Consider the following 21440-nt stretch of genomic DNA (forward strand, 5'->3'; position numbering starts at 1 on the left):
CTCGTCAATGCTAGAAGCTGGACTCGAAACACTTAACAACTCAGCAACCTGCTTCGTTCGTTTCCGTGTATCTCGTCGGTATGGGGTGCATTCTAGAGCATTTCAAAATCATTGCAAGTGCTTTTAACCCCATGTTTTATTGAGTGTTCTATTTTTATGCACCATTATGATTCATTAATAATCACATTTACACTTAACCCTATAATATTGAAGCAAAAATATTAATTTAATATTTCTGCTTCTTTTTTTAATCACTATTTCGCTTTTGAAGGTTTTATATTCACACTTAAAATTTTAATAGGATTTTTTGGCACATCTTGATGCATACCAAATCTACCAGTAGGCACTTTTGCAATTTTATCGACAACATCCATGCCTTTAGTTACCTGACCAAACACAGCATAACCAGGATTCATTGGCGCTTTATTTAGAAAATCATTATCCGCAATATTGATAAAAAATTGGCTTGTTGCTGAATCAGGCTGGTTTGTACGTGCCATGGCTAAAGTGCCACGGTTATTCTTTAAGCCATTATAAGACTCGTTCTTGATTGGAGGTCGATTCGCTTTTTCTTTCATCGATACATCTAATCCTCCACCTTGGATCATGAACTCTGGAATAACCCGATGGAAGATTGTGCCGTTATAAAAATTAGCTTTCGCATAAGTTTCAAAGTTCTTTACTGAAATCGGAGCTTTATCATTAAACAACTCGATTTCGATATCTCCTGCTGATGTTTTGATTTGCATATGCGTATTTGCTGCCAAAGACAAAGTACTCATCGCCGCAACAGAAGCACCTAACATCATTTTTTTTAACATACGCTATCCTCTTATTGATGTTTTATCTTATCTATTATTCACGAATCAATCGCCAGAAAAGATTCAATTTTTTGTTAAGCATCAAAGTATTTTTATTCGATTACTGTATATAAAGAAAAAATCCTGAGTTTCGTTTGAATCTCAGGATTTGAAAGTAAGCATCTATTAACTATTTTTATCCCAAAATCTTCTAAACTCTTTACTCATTTCAATCAACAATTTTTTAGAACGCCCTGAGACTAGCGTTAGATTAATAAATCCGTGTGTTTGATCTTCAAAATCTTGATACAACACTTTAGTGCCATTTTGACGTAATTTGTGGGCGTAAATTTTGCCTTCATCATGCAATACATCATGTCCCGCTGTAACAACATAGGCTGGTGCCAATTTTTTTAGATTACCGTATGTTGGGGAGATTAGTGGATTATCCAAAGCAACTTTATGTCTTGTCGCGTAGTATTCTGTCACATAGTCAATATCGCTGTTGGTTAATACTAAACCATCTTTATACGCAAAGAATGATGGATGACGACTTTTGAAATCTACCGCAGGATATATTAAAAATTGAGCTTGAGGCGCATAACTGGCATTTAATGCACGTTGAGCAACGACAGCACTAATATTACCGCCAGCACTATCTCCTGCTACAGCAATACGGTTTTTTAAGATTTTAAAGTGACGGCGATTTTGATATACCCATGCCAATGCATCTTCACATGATTGAATCAATGATTGTGGAGAAACTTCTGGTGCTAAAGGATAATCAATACTGATTACTTGTACTTTTGCATAATTCGCAATGATTCGGCACGCTTCATCATGTGTATTCACACTTCCGACAACAAACCCACCACCATGATAAAATACAATCATTGGTAGTTTTTTATTCGGAGCAGGATGATAATGTCTGGCAAATACAGTACCACTTTGTAAAGGAAGACGAATATCTTCTACATATTGAACATGAGATGATTTATGTGTGATGGATTGGATTTGATTTTCAAATTCTTTTCTTGATTTATCAATATCAGCGCCAATAAAGCCTGATTTTCCTTGTTTCAACTGTGCAGCCATCAAGCATTTTGTAAAGCTATCGAGTTGAGGATAGTCATAGGGATAGCCAAGTAACTTCACTAGAGATTCTTGAACGATCTTTGGGAGTCGATCTAATGCACGTCCTGCAGAACCCTGACCATTTTCAAGTAATTGTTGTATTTTTTGATTCACGATTCCGATCCTTTTAAAAATCCGTATTCTTCATATTTTCTACACGATCAGCCATTTCATGACTATTTTGTTAACTAAGTCTACTGATCAATATACAAACTTCAATCCCATTTACGCTAATCTGACTATAGCAGTCTTGTCATTGACTATTTAATCCAACATCAGGAATTTTTTGGTTGTCCTGATTCAACATATAAAGGTGAAAGCTATGGCAATAAAAGTAATGATAATGTCATTGGCCACAGCAGTTCTTGCAGTCGGTTGTGTGGCCTTCCCTGACGATGGCCCTTATTATAATGGTAATTATGACCATCGTTATGATCGTGATTATGATCGCAACTATGACCGTCAACGTTGGGAGAGAGAACGCGCACAACGTTTACATCAACAGCGCCTTGAACAAGAAAAGCGCAAACGTGAATATGAACGTCAACGCCAACAACGTGAATTAGCAGATCGACGTAATAAAGAACGTGCTGAGCATGATCGTCGTAAACAGATTGAACAACGTCAAAAGGAAATTCTAAAACAACGTCAAGCTGAACGTAATCGTTGGAATCAAGATAATCGTAAAAAAGCGATTGAAGAACAACGTAAGCGCTTAGAACAGGACCGCAAGAAGCGAGAACAGGAACGTCAACACGATCGCCGAGATCGTTAAGCTTTCTTGGACTCAAGACAATTGATTTAAAGTTACCTCACAAACCTAACATTCACATTTGAATGTTAGGTTTTTTTAAGTGCTGTGATTCTAAAAATAGACAGTAAAGGCATCCTATTTACTCTCTATTCTCTGCATTTTCATAAAATTTAACCCATTATAAGCAGTTTAAATGAATTAAATTTCATTGCATTTTACTCAACAACTTGAGGGGCTTCTGCACCTTCAGCTGGGACAGCTTGAACCGGTTCAGCAGACTCTACACTTGGGTCAGCTTGTACAGCCACACCATTTTGGGTATCCATTTCAGTAGTTGCCGCTTGCGCTATTGAAGCATCTGTTTGTGTGGTCGCTTGAGCAGTTTCAGCAGATTGGTTTGAAGTACAACCTACAGTAGCAAAACCAATAGCTGCAAAAGCCAGGGAAATGAGACCTAATTTTTTCATTGTTTAATTCCTTACTTGAAACATTCAAAGTCAGAGTTAACTTTGAAGGCTTATCATTCCTGACTTTTTTATTTCATGCGTCAGTTCTTGGTTCAAATTTCGATGACTTCAGGTTGAACTTATGAAAAAAGTGTAAAGAAAATGCAATTTAACTTTTATAGTTGAATATATCTCCTAAGCCATTTGTTTAATTTATTTTTTTGTGAATATGTGGCGCGATATGAGTCATTTTTGAATGTGACTGAATCACAGTGTGGCTACACGTTATATCGGTTGCTTAACATTGTTATTCAGATCTCGATAAGCAAAAAAAAACTCATCCAAGGAGGTTGGATGAGCTATTAAAAAGCAAAAACAAAATAAATAGAAACTACAGCGTTAGTATCTGGTTAAAGATAATACAGATTTGATTCTTTAAAAGGAAAGACTTGTTTTATCTGAATCTATATATTTTATATATAAAATATATACAAAATCATATTTTTATAATCGTTCTTCAGTTCATCTCCTCTTCTTATTCTAGACTTTAGATTCCTCTAAATGGATCGAAAATTTTCATTCCTTGTTGTAAAGATGAATTTAGTAGAAATAAACATCGTTTAAGCTTGAATTATTTATAGTCGCCCACATTACCTTTGTATTGATGAATTACACACGCATGGCAGTTCAGATTAACGCAGTTAACACTGATGCCAAAGGACTGTACATGTTTAAAAACCCATTTAAGCGGAGATCTTCCATGGCAAATGAGCAAAACGAACAAACTCAGGACGTTCAAACGGAACAAACTGAACAGCAAGTTGAAAATCAACAAGCTGAAGTTGAAGTTTCTGTAGAAGACCTTCAAGCGCAAATCGCAACGCTGACTGAAAACTTAAAATATGAAAAAGCAGTTGCTGCAAATGCGAAGTATGAAGCAGAAAAAACCAAAGAACGTTTAGAGCGTGAGGCGGATACTGCGAAAAAATTTGCTTTAGAGAAATTTGCAAAAGAATTATTGGATTCAGTTGACAACCTTGAACGTGCAATTGCTGCTGCAGGTGATGAAAAAACTCCTTTATCAGAAGGTGTAGAACTCACACTGAAGTCATTATTAGCAACATTAGAAAAATTTGGTGTTGTGGCAGTTGACACTGAAAATGGTTTTAATGCTGATTTGCATCAAGCAGTAGGTATTGCTCCAGATGCAAAAGCGGGTGAGATTGGTACGGTACTTCAAAAAGGTTACACCCTTTCTGGCCGTTTACTTCGTCCTGCAATGGTCATGGTAGGCCAATAAGTCAAGAAATACGGGAGTTTGTAAAAATTTTTTAAGTTTTTAACTTGAAAAATAATGAATGGCTCTCATATCGGATAACAAGTGAAAGATCACAACAAAATTTTCGAGGAACACATCAATGGCTAAAATTATTGGTATTGACTTAGGTACTACAAACTCATGTGTTGCAGTACTTGAAGGCGATAAAGTTAAAGTAATCGACAACGCTGAAGGCGCTCGTACAACTCCGTCTATTATTGCGTATAAAGATGGTGAGATCCTTGTTGGTCAATCAGCTAAACGTCAAGCGGTAACAAACCCGAAAAATACATTATTTGCGATCAAACGTTTGATCGGTCGTCGTTACGAAGATCAAGCAGTTCAAAAAGATATTGGTCTTGTACCTTACAAAATCATCAAAGCTGACAATGGCGATGCTTGGGTTGATGTAAATGACAAGAAACTAGCACCACAACAAATCTCTGCAGAAGTTCTTAAGAAAATGAAGAAAACTGCGGAAGATTACTTAGGTGAAACAGTTACTGAAGCGGTAGTGACTGTTCCTGCATACTTCAACGATGCTCAACGTCAAGCAACGAAAGATGCTGGTAAAATTGCTGGTTTAGATGTTAAACGTATCATCAACGAACCAACAGCTGCAGCGCTTGCGTTCGGTATGGATAAGAAAGAAGGCGATCGTAAAATCGCGGTTTACGACTTAGGTGGTGGTACTTTCGACGTATCAATCATTGAAATCGCTGACCTTGATGGCGACCAACAAATCGAAGTGTTGTCTACAAATGGTGACACATTCCTTGGTGGTGAAGACTTTGATAACGCGTTAATCGACTTCTTGGTTGAAGAATTCAAGAAAGAACAAAATGTGAATCTGAAAAATGATCCACTTGCGTTACAACGTTTGAAAGAAGCTGCTGAGAAAGCGAAGATTGAATTGTCTTCTTCGAATGCAACTGAAATTAACCTTCCATATATCACTGCTGATGCGACTGGTCCTAAACACTTAGTGATCAACGTAACACGTGCGAAATTAGAAGGTCTTGTTGCTGACTTAGTTGCTCGTACAATCGAGCCATGTAAGATTGCACTTAAAGATGCTGGTTTATCAACTTCTGATATCTCTGACGTGATCTTGGTTGGTGGTCAGTCTCGTATGCCGCTTGTACAACAAAAAGTACAAGAGTTCTTCGGTAAAGAGCCACGTAAAGACGTGAACCCTGACGAAGCTGTAGCAATGGGTGCTGCGATCCAAGGTGCTGTACTTTCAGGTGATAAAAACGACGTTCTATTACTTGACGTTACACCATTGACACTTGGTATTGAAACAATGGGTGGCGTGTTAACTCCAATCATCGAGAAAAACACAACAATCCCTGCGAAAAAATCACAAGTGTTCTCTACAGCTGCTGATAACCAGCCTGCAGTAGACATTTCGGTTTACCAAGGTGAACGTAAAATGGCTCAACAAAACAAATTGTTGGGTAACTTCCAATTGGGCGATATCCCACCTGCTCCACGTGGTGTGCCGCAAATTGAAGTATCGTTCGACATCAACGCTGATGGTATCTTGAAAGTATCTGCGAAAGACAAGAGCACTGGTAAAGAGCAATCAATTCAAATTAAAGCAAACTCAGGTTTGAGCGATGCTGAAATTGAAGCGATGATCAAAGATGCTGAAGCGAATGCGGAAGAAGACCGTAAGTTTGAAGAATTAGCAAAAGCGCGTAACGAAGCTGATGCATTAGTTTCTTCTGCTCAAAAAGCAGTAAAAGACCTTGGCGAACAAGTAACTGCTGATGAAAAAACTGCGGTTGAAACTGCTGTTTCAGAACTTGAAGCTGCAACAAAAGAAAACGATGTTGACGCGATCAAAGCGAAAACTGAAGCACTTCAAAACATCATCATGCCGATCACTCAACGTGCTTATGAAGCTGCGCAGGGTGCTCAAGGTGGTGCGCAAGGTTTTGATCCAAATGCATTCCAAGGTGATGCTGCTGGTCAACAACAAAAAGCGGACGACGGCGTTGTAGATGCTGAGTTCACTGAAGTGAAAGATGACAAAAAATAATTTGTCCTCTTAAATAGAAAAACCGCGCGAAAGCGCGGTTTTTTTTATGCTAGAGAAAACTACCTAGGAATATAAGTTGATACTATTGAGAACAATAGACTACTAAATGAGATCCACAGATTTGGATCTTTAAATTTATCTTTTATGCCTGATTTCACCAATTCTTGATGAAATTCTTCTGTATTTTTTGAATTCAAAAGTACTTCAATTATTGATTTTAATTCTTGAGATTCAATCGTTTCAGGTAGTTTTGGAGATAATTGATTTAAAATAGTTTCTAAAGGAGTGGTACGAGGTGAGCCTATTGTAATTCCATTTCCTTTATTGTTTGAAAAAACTCCATTAGAAATGTTAATACTGCGAAAGTTTTCAGCATCATTTATTCTCAGCCCATCTCCATCATTAAATGAAGAGTTAATTCCATCTAAATTTAAATCTTGTTTAGATTTTTTATCACTCATTTAGTTCCCCTATTAATTTTCTATTATGATTTAAAATAATTATAAAACATAACATCAAGTTATAGTCTGAAAATAGAGATCTATAAAAAAAGCCCAATCTTCATTGAGCTTCTTTTTTATAAAAATTCTGAATTAGTCTTCAAACGAACTTTCTAACTCTTCAAGTTCCATCATCAACTCAAGCATTTTTTCTTCTGCTTGTGCTAATTTTCCTTTTAGTTCCGTTTGTTCATTCATCAATTTTAAAAGATCATCTTTCCGAGACGAATCATAAAGTGATGCATCTCCTAAAGCATCCTCAATCTGACCTAGACGTGGTTGAATCTTTGCAATCTCAGCTTCCAGTTTTTCAATATTTTTACGAATTGGGCGGCTCATTTCACGGCGACGCGCAGCTTCTTTACGCTGAGCTTCTTTATCTACTTTAGAAACTACAGGCTTATCGATCACTTGAGATTTCACTGGCTCAGGTGCTTGCTGCCCTTGCTTCATCAGCTCTGCACGTGCTTGACGTAACCAGTCTGCATAAGCAACAAGATCACCTTCAAACTCACGACATTTACCGTTATGCACTAGGAGTAATTCATCACAGACACTTGCAATCAATTGGCGTTCATGTGACACCAGCACCACTGCCCCTTCAAAATCTTGTAATGCCATAGTCAATGCATGACGCATATCCAAGTCTAAATGGTTGGTCGGTTCATCTAGAATTAAAACATTTGGACGCTGCCAGACAATCAAAGCCAATGCTAAACGTGCACGCTCTCCCCCAGAAAAGCTTTCACACGGTGTATCCATACGCTCACCAGAAAAGCCAAAACTTCCTAGGAATGCGCGTAAAGTCGCTTCACTAATCTTCTTATCTGCAATACGAGACAACTGCAACATTGGACTCGCATTACCATCTAATGCATCCATTTGATGTTGAGCAAAATAACCAATATTAAGTAGTTCAGATGCTTTTCGTTGACCTTGGATTAAAGGTAAATCACCCACCAAAGATTTAATTAATGTGGACTTACCTGCACCATTCATCCCCAATAAACCAATACGACTGGTTGGCGTGATTTGTAGTTTCACATTGGTCACAATCAGTTTGTCACCATAACCAATATCAGCACTATCCAGTTGCAACAATGGAGAACTCATTTTGGTCGGCTCACGGAAGCTAAAGGTAAAAGGCGTATCGACATGCGCAGCAGAAAGCTCTTGCATTCGTTCAAGCTGTTTAATACGACTTTGTGCCTGTTTCGCTTTGGTTGCCTTAGCTTTAAAACGATCGATATATTTTTGCAGATGTGCACGTAGCTCAAGCTGTTTCTCATAGGCTTGTTGTTGCTGAGCTAAACGTTCACTTCGGGTACGTTCAAAGGTTGAATAGTTACCGGTATAAAGCGTTAGTTCTTGGTTTTCGATATGCAAAATATGGTCGGTAATGGCATCCAAGAAATCACGGTCATGCGAAATCAGTACCAATGTGCCTTCATATGCTTTCAACCAGTCTTCTAACCATAAAATAGCGTCTAAATCTAAATGGTTCGTCGGTTCATCAAGTAAGAGTAAATCTGAACGACTCATCAAAGTACGCGCAAGATTTAAACGCATACGCCATCCACCAGAGAAACTTTTTACGCTAAGTTCTGACTGATGTTCAAAGAAGCCTAGCCCAGCCATCAGTTGTGATGCTTTAGACGGCGCTGAGTAGCCACTAATTTCATCAAAACGACCATATAGATTTGCCAAATCTTGATCAGACAATCCGTCAGGATACTCAAGTTTGTGTTGGATATTCCAATACTCTTCATCACCGGATAGAACGAAATCAATCGCTTTCATATCCAGCGCTTTAATCTCTTGCGCCATATGCGCCACTGTCCAAACCGATGGTCGTGTCAATGAGCCACCATCTGATTCCATGCCCCCAAGTAAGGCTGAAAACAACGTCGATTTTCCTGCACCATTGACACCTGTTAAACCAATCTTCCAACCAGGGTGAAGTTGCATAGACGCTTTTTCAAATAAAATGCGACCGCCGCGGCGAATGGTAAGTTGGTCTAACTGAATCATAGATATTCAAACAAATAAGTATTGGATGGCGCATTTTAATGGATTTCAACCAGAACAACCAAAAATTAATCCATCTTTCATCTTCATTTCATTCTTGACATAAAAAAGCCATCACTTAGGATGGCTTTTTAATCATGCAAAACTTAATGATTTAGTCAGTAAAAGTTACTTTAGCAATGGCCTTTTTACCTGCTTGAACAATCACTGTTTTGTTTTCGTTAATTGAGAATGATGCATCCACCACCTCCCAATCAACTTTTACGGCTCCACGTGAAACAGCATCTTTGGCTTGCGCTGCATTTTTAGTTAAACCTGCTGCACGAACAATAGAAGCAATAAACATTTCACCACCGAATTCACCACGTGAAATCGTCACTTCTGGCGTTCCTTCAGGAAGCTCACCCTCTGTGATGATATTCCCTGCACCTTTATGTGCATTCGCAGCAGCTTCGCTTCCATGGAAACGCTCCACTAACTCGAGCGCTAAGATACGTTTAATTTCTTGAGGGTTACGACCTTCAGCCATTTCTTTCAATAAGCCTTCGATCTCTTCCATTGACTTGAAGCTCAGCAGTTCGAAATATCGCTCAATTAAGCTGTCTGGCATCGAAAGTACTTTTTGGTACATCGCACCAGGTGCATCAAATACACCAATGTAGTTACCTAAAGATTTAGACATTTTGTTGACGCCATCTAAACCTTCAAGAATTGGTACAGTGATACACACTTGTGGCTCTTGATTATAACGACCTTGTAAAGTACGCCCCATCAGCAAGTTAAAGGTTTGATCTGTACCACCTAACTCAACATCTGCCTCAAGCGCGATAGAGTCATAGCCTTGCACCAATGGATACAAAAACTCGTGAATCGCAATCGGCTGTTGGTTGTTATAGCGTTTAGTAAAGTCATCACGTTCAAGCATACGCGCAACCGTTTGCTGTGAAGCCAATTGGATCAGATCAGCAGCAGTTTTTTGAGCAAACCATTCTGAGTTAAACACCACCTTAGTTTTATTTGGATCAAGAATTTTGAACACTTGTTCCTGATAGGTTTTCGCGTTTTCTAAGACTTGCTCACGTGACAATGGTGGACGAGTTGCACTTTTACCTGTTGGGTCACCAATCATCGCAGTGTAATCACCAATCAAGAAGAATACTTCATGACCTAAGTCTTGGAACACTTTAAGCTTGTTAATTAATACCGTATGACCTAAGTGTAAGTCTGGTGCTGTAGGATCAAAACCCGCCTTAATTTTCAAAGGACGATTCAATTTTAATTTCTTCAGAAGATCTTCTTCTGAAATAATTTCATGTGTGCCTCGTTGAATGAGGGCAAGTTGTTCTTCAGCAGGCAGGAAATTTGACATCACAAAACCCAAATACATCTGTTGTTCAATTTGTGCGATATACTAACACTTTTTCAGCACAATGCAGGCTTAAGAATAATCATGACCACAATCTACATTGGTGTAATGACTGGCACGAGTATGGACGGCGTCGATTTTGTAGCCGCTTCTTTTGATCCATTACAGATCCATGCAACGCTGACATTAGCCTTTGATCCAGATTTACGTGATGAACTGATGGCACTTACTTTGCCAGACGATAATGAAATTGACCGCATGGGTAAAGCTGATGTCGCTTTAGCACAGATGATCGGTCATGGAATCAATCAACTTATACAAGAAAATAATCTCGATAGAACTCAAATAAAAGCTATTGGATCTCATGGTCAAACGATTCGTCATCGTCCCGAACATGGATTTACCCTGCAAATTGGTGATCCCAATATTATTACTGAAATCACTCAAATTCCTGTGGTATCAGATTTTAGACGCCGTGATATGGCTGCTGGTGGTCAAGGTGCACCTCTAGTGCCAGCATTCCATCAAGCCTTATTTCAGCATCCGACGATACACCGTGTGATCTTAAATCTCGGTGGAATTGCCAATGTCAGTATGTTACCTGCGGGTGATCCTAAAGGCGCATATGGCTTCGATACTGGACCAGCCAATATTTTGATGGATGCTTGGTGTGAACGTTACACAGGTCAGCCTTATGATGAAAATGGCAATTGGGCTGCTTATGGTACGCCTATTCGTGCTTTGCTTGATCGTTTGCAATCACATGATTTTTTCTCGAAAGAACCGCCAAAAAGTACTGGTCGTGAAGACTTTAATTTGGAATGGTTGGATGAACAAATTGCGGATTGGCGTAGCGATGTTGAATACGATGAACTTGAAGATACGCCTGAAAATATTCAAGCAACGCTGATGAAACTCACGACACGTGCCATTAAGAAAGCCATTTATCGCTCCCCTATGGACACAGGTGAAGTTTATGTCTGTGGGGGTGGTGCATACAACTCACAATTATTAGAACAATTACGTTGGCGTTTACGTAAACATGAGTGGAGTGTTCAAACCACAGCAGATTTGGGATTAGCACCGACTTGGGTGGAGGCGACCGCTTTTGCGTGGTTGGCTATGCGATTTGTAAACCAACTTGCTGGTAATTTACCTGAAGTGACAGGAGCTCAAGGAGATCGAGTTTTAGGAACGATCACTGCGGTTTAAATGAAGAATCGATGTATCCACTATCCTGAGTTGATACATCGATTAACTTAAACAGGTGCAAAATTCAATTTTGAAAGTGCCGAGTTAACAGCAAAGATCCGATGTCTACATTCAGTAAAGCCATTTTCCCTTAAACGCTGAAGATGCATATTTAGATAATCCTCTGCATCTGCTTGGCTTTCAAATAAGTAAATTCCACCTGCTTCTTTGGACGCTTCATTTTCAGTCCAAATTTTCCAAATCAAGCCTTTCTCATTTGCTATTGAATCCGCGAGTGTTTTGAAACTTTCAAACATTTCATGCCCCCAAGGTCCATCATAGGGAAAATCAATTTGTAGAATAATCGCCATTCAACTTTTCCTTATATACGCGCATCTTTGATTAAGTCATCAATAGCTTGTGTTAATTTTTCCAATGCCACATGACCAGAGCCTATGATTTTGACATTGTCTCCATGACGTATCGCAAAACTTGGGAACCCTTTTATGCCCCAACTTCGATTAAGCTTGAACTCTTCATAGGTCGCTGCTTGGGTCTCAGGTAATTCAAACAACGTTGAGAATACGTCAAAATCCAGCTCAAACGTTTCACATATACTTCGATAATATTCAAGCTCGTTCGGATCTTCACCATCCACATAAAATTTATATTGGATTGCTGAAAAAAATGCCAAAAGTTTTTCATCATGATGATCATGGTCTTGCCAAAGTTGTCGAGCAACGTAAACAGCACGTGCTGAAGGCTCGGTATCATAGTTAAAATGTGCTCTTTCTAACAATTTTTCAGTGAAAGGCTGTTGAGTCAGTCTCTGAATATTTTTCCATTCGGTGCGTAAAAAATTCTTGAAAGTATCGGTCCAAGCATCACCTCCACCAGGTCTTAAACCACCGCTAATCACTTGAAAGCCAACACCATGCTGAATTGCATATTCACGCGCTTGTTTAATGATATTTGAACTTCCCCAACACCATGAGCACATTGGGTCACCCACATAAATCAGGCTGAGGTCAGATGCTACATTGACCACTGCATTTTGGCCTTTTTCCAATTCGGCTACTGAACAAGTACCAGTTTCTAAATCACAATTCATTGTCATTGCTATGTCCTCAATTTGCTAAATCAGATCATTTGCTACATCTGATCAATTGACTTAAATTAGCGGTTCTATAATGATGTGAATAGACAATAAAAATGAAAGGTGGTGTTCGATTTTATGAACAGCTTACCCTACTCAATCGATGACCTATATTGGTTCGTACTGATTGCAGATGCTGGAAGTTTATCCGCGGCAGCAAGACGTTATGATATTGCTAAATCCACGTTATCTAATCGACTTTCAAGACTTGAAGAATCCTTAAATATTAGATTATTAAATCGAAATACCAATTCAAGCTCACTAACTGATGCTGGTAAGATTTTCTTAAAAGAAATCTCCCCCCTATTTCATCAAATTGAATCACTGACGAACGATCTCACACAATTAGAAATACAACCCAAAGGTCGAATTCGAATAGCTGCTTCGGGAACTTTTGGAAAAATGGTGGTATTGCCTTTAATCTCTCAATTTTTAATTGAATACCCACACATTGATATTGAAATTGATTTGAATGACAGCAAAGTTGATTTAATTTCTGGAGGATATGACTTAGCCATCAGACTTGGTGATTTAGCAGACTCTACACTCCATGCTCAAAAGGTTGGACAAGTTCGAAGAATTTTATGTGCCAGTCCAACCTATCAAATGCGTTATGGCATTCCTGAACACCCAGAGCAACTGTGTGATCATCATTTTATCTCGCATAACCGCGAGCTGTCCAAAATCAAGCTTTTCAAAAACGGTACGATAAAAAAATTTAAAATTTATACACATCTGATGGTGACACCATCCGAACATGCACTTGCTGCTGTAGAAGCACATTTAGGTATTGCCGCCGTTGCAGAAATCCAAGTGGCCCATCAATTACTCAACTCAACGTTAATTCATATTTTACCTGAATGGTCTCTAATCCCTGAAGATGTCCACTTGGTTACTCCGAGCTTAAGCTATCGGACCTTAGCTTTGAGACTTTGCTTAACTTTCTTACAAAAACAAATACCAATACAAATACACCGTTTAATCAACCCATAATATTGTCAGACAATGAACGACCTTCTTTCACCTAGAACTGACCCGTTCAGCCCTAGTTCTATCATCCAAATTTGATAAAGATATGTAAAGGAAAGAGGATATAGATCATGGAAAAACAACAACGAATCACTGAGTTTCAAAAAGGTAATCTTATTTTTGATGTAATAGATAGCGGTCCAATCGATGGCAGTCCAATTGTGCTATTACATGGTTTTCCTGAAACATCAAAAATTTGGCAGCATAGTGCCGAAATACTAAACCAACATGGTTTTCGCACCTATGCGTTAAACCAACGTGGATATAGCTTAAGGGCTCAACCGAAAAAACGCGCAGATTATGCCATTCAACATTTAGCAGATGATGTAAATGTTCTACTCGACTTAATTGGAGAGCCTTCATATATCGTAGGACACGACTGGGGCGCAGTCGTTGCTTGGGAAGTTGCTCTACGTTATCCTAATAAAATTAAACATTTGACCGCGATCTCCGTCCCTCACAAAGCAGCATTTATGCGGGCTTTTTACAGCAGTACACAACTTTTTAAATCCTATTATATGGGACTATTTCAGCTTCCATGGATACCTGAGTTGCTCTTTAATAAAACACCTCAAATTGGCGAGGCTTTATTAAAAAATTCTGGAATGACAGTTGAACAATTAAATGACTTTAAACAAGAAATGATTATAGAAAAACGGCTCAGCCCATCACTCAATTGGTATCGAGGTTTACCTTTTAGCTCTAATAAAACGCTATTCAATAAAGTCAAAGTTCCCACTTTATTTATTTGGGGCAAAGATGACGTTGCAATTGATGCTAAAGGGGTTCAGTTCAATCAAAATTATGTTGAAGGTCCATATACGGAAATTCATTTAGAGGCGAATCATTGGATTCCAGTTCAAAATTATCATGAGCTGACTGATTTAATTCTGAAAGAACAGCAAAAATTATCATAAAAAAAGCCCGCTTAGCGGGCTTTTTTTGCTGCATATTAAATTGAGAATGAAGATCCACAACCACATGTCGTTGTCGCATTAGGATTTTGCACGATAAAGCGAGATCCTTCCAAACCTTCGACATAATCAACAACTGAACCAACGAGATATTGATAACTCAGTGAGTCAACAAGCATCTTCACATCACCATTCACAAATTCAGCATCGTCTTCATTTTGAGATTCAGCAAAATTGAATCCGTAAGAAAAACCAGAGCAACCACCACCTGTCACATATACACGTAACATCAAATCTTGATTTCCTTCGCTCTCACGAAGTTGACGAACTTTATTCGCAGCATTGTCAGTCAGCTCAAGTGCTTGGGCAGTCATGATGGATTCCTCAAAAAATTAAATAGGCTTTGAAATTAAAAGACCATATATCAAGTATAACATACTCAATATATGGTCATAACTCGAACTTTAAAGTTTATTCAAAGTAAATTTATCGGATTTAAATGTAACGTCCTATGAACTTATTTGTAGTTCTCATCCTGCAAGCTACATTCAAAGTTTGTCGGTTCATTCTTACAACGGAACTGCCAAAGTAGTTTCATCATTTGTTTGTTGTAAACACCTTGTTTAGTAAGTGCAATACGAGATTCACGCATCAATTTTTGGTAACCAGGTTTATCTCCAGCTGGAACATTCATCCAATATTTAGCCGGAATATCCGCTTTCATTTTGCCTAAAATTTGATTCGCACGTGGTAACTGTGTTTTCACCCAATCACGCGATTTCTGTCCGAAACCTTCAGGGAATTTATCATGACGAATGATGATATTACCGGTCACTTGAAGAATTGGATAATTCACAATTGCACCTTTCGTTCCTAGCCCTTTATGAAGTTCTAAAGGACGGAATACCGCTGCTGGTGCACCAATAATATCAACTTGGCCATTATTGAATTTACTCCCAAAATTAGTGACATCAGAACTCACTGCTTGCGCACCAATTTGCTGTACCATAATTTTTTGTGCCTGATCATAATCAAGTACGGCGATCTTTTTACCCGCAGCTTTAGCAACCGTATTAATACTACGATCACGCACCATTAAATAAGCATCGCCAACAGGAATCACACCTGCAACTTCATAGTTGCCATTTTTCATATGTTTTGCAAAGGTTGGACTTGCTAAACCTTGCATGACTTTAACAGCTAAATTGAGATTAGTAATCGCACCAATGGCATCTAAAGAGCCAGTGAAATTATTAAACTGACGACCGCGCATCCCTGTGATACTTACACCGTCACATTTACCTGCTTTGAAATCTTCAGCAATTACGCCTTCATTTTGTCCGACTTTAAGCTCAATATCAGCTCCCCACTGCTTAGCAGCAAGTTGATAATCTTTCATTAACGCATAGACATCGCCGTTTTTCCCGACGAGATCAAACACGCAGACGACTTGCTTTGCTTGTGAAGCCGTTGCAGCAGTCATTAAACCTGCTGATAGCAATAATGTTTTGGTTAAATTCATTTTATTGTTTCCTATTCCTTCTTTCTTATATTCTCGAATATCCCATATCAAACACCTTAAACTTCAGTGTCAGTGTGTTGAACTAAAATGAGATTACACGATCCAATTGTGTAGATACTGATCCTGAGATGCTGTATGTATATGGTTTTTAGATACAGATCATTTAAATAGTACTTATTGTGATTAAAGCATACTTTTTTCTTATAAATGTGCATTGGCAAAAATGACATAAAATGAATAAAAAAATCCTAGACCAGGTCTAGGATTTTTTCTTTAGAAATCAGAATTATTCACCACCAAGTGAACATTCGAAGTTGGATTTATCGACAGAGCAACGTGCTTTCTTAAGAACAGACATCATCTCTTTGTCATAAATACCTTGTTTAGTGAGATCCATACGACCATCACGAAGTAGTTTTTGATATTTCAGCTTTTCTTCAGCTGAGAATTGCATTTTGTACTTAGCAGGAATTTCACTCTCTAAACGCTTGATCATTGCGTAGCTTTTCGGCAAGTTTTTAACAAACCAATCACGTGATTTTTGACCAAACCCTTCAGGGAATTTTTCAGGCTTCATCACAAAGTTTGCTGTAATGTGTACTACAGGGAAATCAAACATTGCCCCTGTATTGCCTAAACCTTTATAAATTTCAAGAGGCTTATAGGCATATGCTGGTGCACCCACCATATCCACTTGACCATTATTGAACTTCGCAACAAAGTTCGAAACATCAGATCCGACTGCTTGAGCACCGACACGTTGCACCATAATTTTTTGTGCTGGGTCATAGCTTAATACTGCGAATTTCTTACCAGCGGCTTTTTCAATAGAATCAATTTTTTTATCACGCACGAATATATATGCCGCGCCTAGTGGTGCAATACCAGCAACTTCATATTTTTTCCCACCGAGATTTGTGACCATCTTTGCAGCATTACGTTTGTCTAAAGCAAAAGTAATCGCACGTTGTGCAATTGCATTTGATGGTGCGCCACCTAAAGAGTCAATCGAACCCACAAACTTGTTATATTGACGAGAACGCATCGCTGTTAAGAAAACAGCATCACACTTACCTGCTTTAAAATCATTATCGGCTACAGCCTCATCTTGACGTGGAATCAGATTAATATCTGCCCCCCAACCCTTTGCTGCCAATGCCCATTCTTGAGCCATTTGGAACGATTCACCAGACTTACCGAGTAAATCAAATACACACACATCAACCTTTGCTTGAGCAGTTGAAACCATACCCATGGTTGAAGCCGCCAATAAAGCCAGAGTTGTTTTTTTCATTCTTAGTTCCTTTTAAGCATTTAAATGGATTCTTTTCCATGACAAAAATTTTAATCACTCTCTATTTAAAAAAATAGAGCTATTGCTCTATTTTTTATTATTCAATTATAAGTTGTTGAATTTTATAATTTTAATTATTTATTAATTTCGTAAACGCTTATTTAATTATCTTTATATTTCATATAATAAATAAAATATGTGACTTCAAGCACATCATTTTATTGAAATTAATTCCAAAAAAATGACTTAAGATTTTAGATTGATACAAAAAAAGCACTCCTAAGAGTGCTTTTTTTAACTTATAGCATTAAGCATCAATATCTGCATTCAATGCATTCTCTTCAATAAATGCACGACGTGGTTCAACATCATCACCCATGAGACAAGAGAACATGCGATCTGCTTCAATTGCATCATCAATCGTCACTTGAAGCATATTACGATTTTCAGGATCCATCGTGGTTTCCCAAAGCTGCTCTGCATTCATCTCGCCCAAGCCTTTATAGCGTTGGATCATCATGCCACGGCGTGAATCTGCCAATACTTGTTGCCATACTTGATGGAAGTTAGCAACATTGACTTTACGCTCACCTTTTTGCAAATAAGCCCCGTCTTCAAGTAACGTAAACCAACTCTTTGAGTTTTGAAGTAAACGTTTATATTCACCTGAACCCAATAAACCAGCATCTAATAAATAGTGATGAGGAAGGTTGTGTACATACACTGTTAAACGTGGCCAATAATGTGTTTCACGTGAACCATCTGCGAGTTCTTTTTCGAATGCTTCGAGCGTGAATTCAGGTCTTAAGCTTGGCTGTTGTGTTTCAATTGCTTGACGCAATTGCTCAGCCCAAGACGTCACATAAGCTTCATCTTGATTTTGATCTAATTTAAAAGCATCTAAACCAAGTAAAGCATCCAATAAAGTTGCAGGATAACGAATCGTTAATCGCTGTAAGCTTTTTTGTGATGTCTGATAATCTGCAATGACTTTTGCAAGCGCTTCACCTCGAATCGCAGGTGCGTCAGCACTGATATGTAATGCCAACTCATCAATTGCATTCGAAATTAAATATGTTTCAAGCGCATCATTATCTTTAATATACTGCTCTTGCTTACCTTTCTTTAATTTATAAAGTGGTGGCTGAGCAATATAAATATGACCACGTTCCACTAATTCCGGCATTTGACGGAAGAAGAAAGTTAATAACAGCGTACGAATATGTGAACCATCCACGTCCGCATCGGTCATGATAATAATTTTGTGGTAACGTAATTTGTCTGGATTATATTCTTCACGACCGATACCACAACCTAATGCCGTAATCAGTGTTCCAACTTCAGCAGAAGAAATCATCTTGTCAAATCGAGCACGTTCCACATTTAGGATTTTACCTTTAAGTGGTAAAATCGCTTGCATTTTACGGTTACGACCTTGTTTCGCTGAACCACCTGCTGAATCACCTTCGACAAGATATAGTTCAGATAAAGCTGGATCTTTTTCTTGGCAGTCCGCCAATTTACCAGGAAGACCTGCTATATCAAGCGCACTCTTACGGCGAGTCATTTCACGTGCTTTACGCGCCGCATCGCGTGCACGTGCTGCATCAATAATTTTACCCGCAATCGATTTTGCTGCAGCTGGATTTTCAAGAAGATATTCTGAAAAAGCTTTATTCATTGCTTGTTCAACAGCAGGTTTTACCTCACTCGATACCAATTTTTCTTTGGTTTGAGAGGAAAATTTTGGATCAGGAACTTTCACTGAAACAATTGCTGTTAAACCTTCACGTGCATCATCACCAGAAACCGCAACCTTCTCTTTTTTGAGTAAGTTTTCGTTTTCCATGTAGTTATTAAGGCCACGAGTTAAAGCAGCTCGGAAACCAGCTAAGTGAGTACCACCATCTTTTTGAGGAATGTTATTGGTAAAGCAACGTACGTTTTCTTGGTACGTATCATTCCATTGCAATGCAACTTCAACACCAATGCCATTATCAGCTTGCGTGGTAAAGTGAAAAATATCGTTAAGATGCGTTTTTCCTTCGTTAATATATTTAACGAATTCTGATAAACCACCCTCATAATCAAATACATGTTCTAAACCAACACGTTCGTCACGTAGAACAATTCGAACGCCCGCATTTAAAAATGACAGTTCACGTAAACGACGAGCTAAAATATCGACATTGAAAATGGTCTGACTGAATGTTTCAGCACTTGGATAAAAACGTACACGTGTACCCGAACGATCTGTATCGCCCACCACCTTTAAAGGGTATTGAGGGTCACCATGGCGGTATTCTTGTTCATGAATTTTACCAGCACGATGAATTGTGAGTTCCAGTTTACTAGACAAAGCGTTTACAACTGAAACACCCACACCGTGCAAACCACCAGAAACCTTATAGCTGTTGTCATCAAACTTACCACCCGCATGAAGAATGGTTAAGATCACTTCAGCAGCAGATACACCTTCTTCAGGGTGAATATCTGTGGGAATACCACGACCGTTATCTGCGACAGAAACAGATTCGTCTTCGTGAATGGTAACCAGAATTTCATCACAGTGACCAGCAAGGGCTTCATCAATCGAGTTGTCCACCACTTCAAACACCATATGGTGTAAACCAGTACCATCATCCGTATCACCAATATACATGCCTGGACGCTTACGTACTGCGTCTAAACCACGTAATACCTTGATGCTAGAGGAATCATAAGCCTTTTCAATGGTTTGTTCTGTTTGAGAAGCAGCTTGATCTTCTGAACTCATGGTTACTCCCTAGTGAAAAAAAGGTCTATCCAAAGATGGAGAAAACTTCAAAAAATTATTGCACAACAACTTGAACAGAACCGTTTTCAACATTGAATAATTGATAAGAAATAGACAAATCATGTAAATGCTTTTGTACAGATTCATGGTCTAAAGTGGTAATGAAAACTTGACTACCAAGTTGGCTCAATCGCTCAATTAAACGTTGTTGTGCGGTTATATCTAATTCTGCTGTCACATCATCTAATAATACCACAGTTTCCTTATTAGACGCATGCAACATTGCGATCTGTGACAATTTTAAAGCCATGATTAATAATTTTTTTTGCCCCCGTGACAGTACGGCATCTGCATCTCCTGTTGGGGTTTTTAACTTTAAATCTGCACGGTGTGGACCATATTCTGTATAGCGTCTTTCGCAGTCTTTTTGATGATACAAAATCAAGTCTTCAGCCAAGCCATGTTCCACATGAAAGCCTGCTGCATACTCCATATGGATCTCGATATCTGGTAATAGTGTTTTAAGATCTTGCTGAAAAAATATCTGCCACTGTTCAACAATAGCCTGACGTTGTAAATGCAATATTTCACCGTACTCACTCAGCATTTTGTTCCATGCTTCTAAATCTTGCAGCATCAGATTACGTTTTGATTTTAATAAGCTGTTTCGTTGTTTTAAAGCTCTAGAATAAAATTGCCATGCATAATAAAAATCTGGTTCCACGTGAAACATTAACCAATCAAGCAATTGTCGTCTTGGTTTAGCTCCGTGATCAATAATATCTGTACTCAGAGGGTCAATAAGCTGTAATGGTAAGATTTTGGCTAGCTGTCCCTGCGTAGCAATACTGTCCCCATTCACTTTGATGTTTTGCTCACCCGTAATGAGCTTTTGCATACCTATCTTTTCAGTAGCAGACTGTGCAAATACAATCGCATCTTGCATTTGATTTTGAATGTAATGTTTAGGAATATGTGTACGAAAAGATCGACCAGTGGCCAATAAGTGAATTGCTTCTAATATAGACGTTTTTCCTGAACCATTTTGTCCATAAAAAACATTAAACGGTTGCAACTCTTGGAGTGCAACCGCTTTTAAATTTCTCACACGCTGGATATTTAAACGCGTAATGAACATGACCAGATCAAACTAAATCAAAAACAA

At 38.5% G+C, this 21440-nt stretch carries 19 protein-coding genes; 6 read left to right on the forward strand and 13 right to left on the reverse strand.

Annotated elements, in window-relative coordinates; translation table 11 throughout:
* Nucleotides 1-254: 254 nt before the first annotated feature.
* Nucleotides 255-821 (reverse strand): peptidylprolyl isomerase, encoded by a 567-nt coding sequence (locus tag BMW42_RS13765; RefSeq protein ID WP_092768665.1) that lies wholly within the window; start codon nt 819-821, stop codon nt 255-257.
* 165 nt (nt 822-986) lie between these two features.
* The gene (locus tag BMW42_RS13770; RefSeq protein WP_092768668.1) at nt 987-2057 is read right to left on the reverse strand and encodes an alpha/beta hydrolase; all 1071 of its coding nucleotides are present in this window, start codon (nt 2055-2057) and stop codon (nt 987-989) included.
* A gap of 199 nt (nt 2058-2256) precedes the next feature.
* Here BMW42_RS13770 and BMW42_RS13775 point away from each other — a divergent pair, with 199 nt between their 5' ends.
* Entirely contained in the window at nt 2257-2709 is a 453-nt protein-coding gene (locus tag BMW42_RS13775; protein ID WP_092768671.1) for a hypothetical protein, read from the forward strand.
* A gap of 194 nt (nt 2710-2903) precedes the next feature.
* On the opposite strand, the gene BMW42_RS13780 is transcribed toward BMW42_RS13775, so the two are convergent.
* Nucleotides 2904-3155 carry a hypothetical protein gene (locus BMW42_RS13780; protein WP_092768675.1) on the reverse strand — a complete coding sequence of 84 codons (252 nt, stop codon included), beginning with the start codon at nt 3153-3155 and terminating at the stop codon, nt 2904-2906.
* Nucleotides 3156-3861: 706 nt separating this feature from the next.
* Between BMW42_RS13780 and grpE the strand changes: the two genes are divergently transcribed.
* Together grpE and dnaK are read left to right on the forward strand one after the other, a co-directional pair.
* A complete protein-coding gene (gene grpE, locus BMW42_RS13785) occupies nt 3862-4434 on the forward strand; it encodes a nucleotide exchange factor GrpE (RefSeq protein WP_257219952.1) in 573 nt (190 codons plus the stop codon).
* 118 nt (nt 4435-4552) lie between these two features.
* Nucleotides 4553-6499: a molecular chaperone DnaK gene (gene dnaK / locus BMW42_RS13790; RefSeq protein ID WP_092768678.1), complete on the forward strand. Its 1947-nt coding sequence runs from the start codon at nt 4553-4555 to the stop codon at nt 6497-6499.
* Nucleotides 6500-6558: 59 nt separating this feature from the next.
* Here dnaK and BMW42_RS13795 read toward each other — a convergent pair whose 3' ends face one another.
* From BMW42_RS13795 to tyrS, 3 genes are all read right to left on the reverse strand, one after another.
* Nucleotides 6559-6960 (reverse strand): hypothetical protein, encoded by a 402-nt coding sequence (locus BMW42_RS13795; protein WP_092768681.1) that lies wholly within the window; start codon nt 6958-6960, stop codon nt 6559-6561.
* Nucleotides 6961-7092: 132 nt separating this feature from the next.
* A complete protein-coding gene (locus BMW42_RS13800; RefSeq protein ID WP_092768684.1) occupies nt 7093-9030 on the reverse strand; it encodes an ATP-binding cassette domain-containing protein in 1938 nt (645 codons plus the stop codon).
* Between the two features lie 151 nt (nt 9031-9181).
* Entirely contained in the window at nt 9182-10414 is a 1233-nt protein-coding gene (gene tyrS, locus BMW42_RS13805) for a tyrosine--tRNA ligase (protein WP_171076798.1), read from the reverse strand.
* Nucleotides 10415-10477: 63 nt separating this feature from the next.
* Between tyrS and BMW42_RS13810 the strand changes: the two genes are divergently transcribed.
* Nucleotides 10478-11605 carry an anhydro-N-acetylmuramic acid kinase gene (locus BMW42_RS13810; RefSeq protein ID WP_092768687.1) on the forward strand — a complete coding sequence of 376 codons (1128 nt, stop codon included), beginning with the start codon at nt 10478-10480 and terminating at the stop codon, nt 11603-11605.
* Between the two features lie 47 nt (nt 11606-11652).
* Here the strand turns inward: BMW42_RS13810 and BMW42_RS13815 are convergent, their stop codons facing one another.
* Together BMW42_RS13815 and BMW42_RS13820 are read right to left on the reverse strand one after the other, a co-directional pair.
* Nucleotides 11653-11955, reverse strand: a complete 303-nt coding sequence (locus BMW42_RS13815) for a monooxygenase (RefSeq protein ID WP_092768690.1) — start codon at nt 11953-11955, stop codon at nt 11653-11655.
* A gap of 11 nt (nt 11956-11966) precedes the next feature.
* Nucleotides 11967-12701, reverse strand: a complete 735-nt coding sequence (locus BMW42_RS13820; RefSeq protein WP_092768693.1) for a DsbA family protein — start codon at nt 12699-12701, stop codon at nt 11967-11969.
* A gap of 117 nt (nt 12702-12818) precedes the next feature.
* On the opposite strand from BMW42_RS13820, the gene BMW42_RS13825 reads away from it, so the two are divergent.
* Both BMW42_RS13825 and BMW42_RS13830 read left to right on the forward strand, forming a co-directional pair.
* A complete protein-coding gene (locus BMW42_RS13825; RefSeq protein WP_092768696.1) occupies nt 12819-13733 on the forward strand; it encodes a LysR family transcriptional regulator in 915 nt (304 codons plus the stop codon).
* A 107-nt stretch (nt 13734-13840) separates the two neighbouring features.
* The gene (locus tag BMW42_RS13830) at nt 13841-14686 is read left to right on the forward strand and encodes an alpha/beta fold hydrolase (RefSeq protein WP_092768699.1); all 846 of its coding nucleotides are present in this window, start codon (nt 13841-13843) and stop codon (nt 14684-14686) included.
* Between the two features lie 35 nt (nt 14687-14721).
* Here the strand turns inward: BMW42_RS13830 and erpA are convergent, their stop codons facing one another.
* The 5 genes from erpA to recF all read right to left on the reverse strand — a co-directional run bounded on the left by erpA (nt 14722) and on the right by recF (nt 21413).
* Entirely contained in the window at nt 14722-15057 is a 336-nt protein-coding gene (gene erpA / locus BMW42_RS13835; protein ID WP_035268624.1) for an iron-sulfur cluster insertion protein ErpA, read from the reverse strand.
* Between the two features lie 143 nt (nt 15058-15200).
* Nucleotides 15201-16205, reverse strand: coding sequence for a putative solute-binding protein (locus tag BMW42_RS13840; RefSeq protein ID WP_035268621.1), 1005 nt, complete (start codon nt 16203-16205; stop codon nt 15201-15203).
* A 286-nt stretch (nt 16206-16491) separates the two neighbouring features.
* The gene (locus BMW42_RS13845; protein ID WP_092768702.1) at nt 16492-17499 is read right to left on the reverse strand and encodes a putative solute-binding protein; all 1008 of its coding nucleotides are present in this window, start codon (nt 17497-17499) and stop codon (nt 16492-16494) included.
* Between the two features lie 307 nt (nt 17500-17806).
* The gene (gene gyrB / locus BMW42_RS13850) at nt 17807-20275 is read right to left on the reverse strand and encodes a DNA topoisomerase (ATP-hydrolyzing) subunit B (RefSeq protein ID WP_035268615.1); all 2469 of its coding nucleotides are present in this window, start codon (nt 20273-20275) and stop codon (nt 17807-17809) included.
* Nucleotides 20276-20330: 55 nt separating this feature from the next.
* Nucleotides 20331-21413 (reverse strand): DNA replication/repair protein RecF, encoded by a 1083-nt coding sequence (gene recF, locus BMW42_RS13855; protein ID WP_092768706.1) that lies wholly within the window; start codon nt 21411-21413, stop codon nt 20331-20333.
* Nucleotides 21414-21440: the final 27 nt, after the last annotated feature.

It is taken from the genome of Acinetobacter sp. DSM 11652 (genome assembly GCF_900109815.1).
Lineage (GTDB): Bacteria > Pseudomonadota > Gammaproteobacteria > Pseudomonadales > Moraxellaceae > Acinetobacter.

What these genes read in the sequence shown, in the direction of transcription:
- BMW42_RS13765 (WP_092768665.1), bottom strand. Translation starts at nt 821, where the DNA reads ATGTTAAAAAAAATGATGTTAGGTGCTTCTGTTGCGGCGATGAGTACT.
- BMW42_RS13775 (WP_092768671.1), top strand. Translation starts at nt 2,257, where the DNA reads ATGGCAATAAAAGTAATGATAATGTCATTGGCCACAGCAGTTCTTGCA.
- BMW42_RS13780 (WP_092768675.1), bottom strand. Translation starts at nt 3,155, where the DNA reads ATGAAAAAATTAGGTCTCATTTCCCTGGCTTTTGCAGCTATTGGTTTT.
- grpE (WP_257219952.1), top strand. Translation starts at nt 3,862, where the DNA reads ATGTTTAAAAACCCATTTAAGCGGAGATCTTCCATGGCAAATGAGCAA.
- dnaK (WP_092768678.1), top strand. Translation starts at nt 4,553, where the DNA reads ATGGCTAAAATTATTGGTATTGACTTAGGTACTACAAACTCATGTGTT.
- BMW42_RS13795 (WP_092768681.1), bottom strand. Translation starts at nt 6,960, where the DNA reads ATGAGTGATAAAAAATCTAAACAAGATTTAAATTTAGATGGAATTAAC.
- BMW42_RS13800 (WP_092768684.1), bottom strand. Translation starts at nt 9,030, where the DNA reads ATGATTCAGTTAGACCAACTTACCATTCGCCGCGGCGGTCGCATTTTA.
- tyrS (WP_171076798.1), bottom strand. Translation starts at nt 10,414, where the DNA reads ATGTATTTGGGTTTTGTGATGTCAAATTTCCTGCCTGCTGAAGAACAA.
- BMW42_RS13810 (WP_092768687.1), top strand. Translation starts at nt 10,478, where the DNA reads ATGACCACAATCTACATTGGTGTAATGACTGGCACGAGTATGGACGGC.
- BMW42_RS13815 (WP_092768690.1), bottom strand. Translation starts at nt 11,955, where the DNA reads ATGGCGATTATTCTACAAATTGATTTTCCCTATGATGGACCTTGGGGG.
- BMW42_RS13820 (WP_092768693.1), bottom strand. Translation starts at nt 12,701, where the DNA reads ATGACAATGAATTGTGATTTAGAAACTGGTACTTGTTCAGTAGCCGAA.
- BMW42_RS13825 (WP_092768696.1), top strand. Translation starts at nt 12,819, where the DNA reads ATGAACAGCTTACCCTACTCAATCGATGACCTATATTGGTTCGTACTG.
- BMW42_RS13830 (WP_092768699.1), top strand. Translation starts at nt 13,841, where the DNA reads ATGGAAAAACAACAACGAATCACTGAGTTTCAAAAAGGTAATCTTATT.
- erpA (WP_035268624.1), bottom strand. Translation starts at nt 15,057, where the DNA reads ATGACTGCCCAAGCACTTGAGCTGACTGACAATGCTGCGAATAAAGTT.
- BMW42_RS13840 (WP_035268621.1), bottom strand. Translation starts at nt 16,205, where the DNA reads ATGAATTTAACCAAAACATTATTGCTATCAGCAGGTTTAATGACTGCT.
- BMW42_RS13845 (WP_092768702.1), bottom strand. Translation starts at nt 17,499, where the DNA reads ATGAAAAAAACAACTCTGGCTTTATTGGCGGCTTCAACCATGGGTATG.
- gyrB (WP_035268615.1), bottom strand. Translation starts at nt 20,275, where the DNA reads ATGAGTTCAGAAGATCAAGCTGCTTCTCAAACAGAACAAACCATTGAA.
- recF (WP_092768706.1), bottom strand. Translation starts at nt 21,413, where the DNA reads ATGTTCATTACGCGTTTAAATATCCAGCGTGTGAGAAATTTAAAAGCG.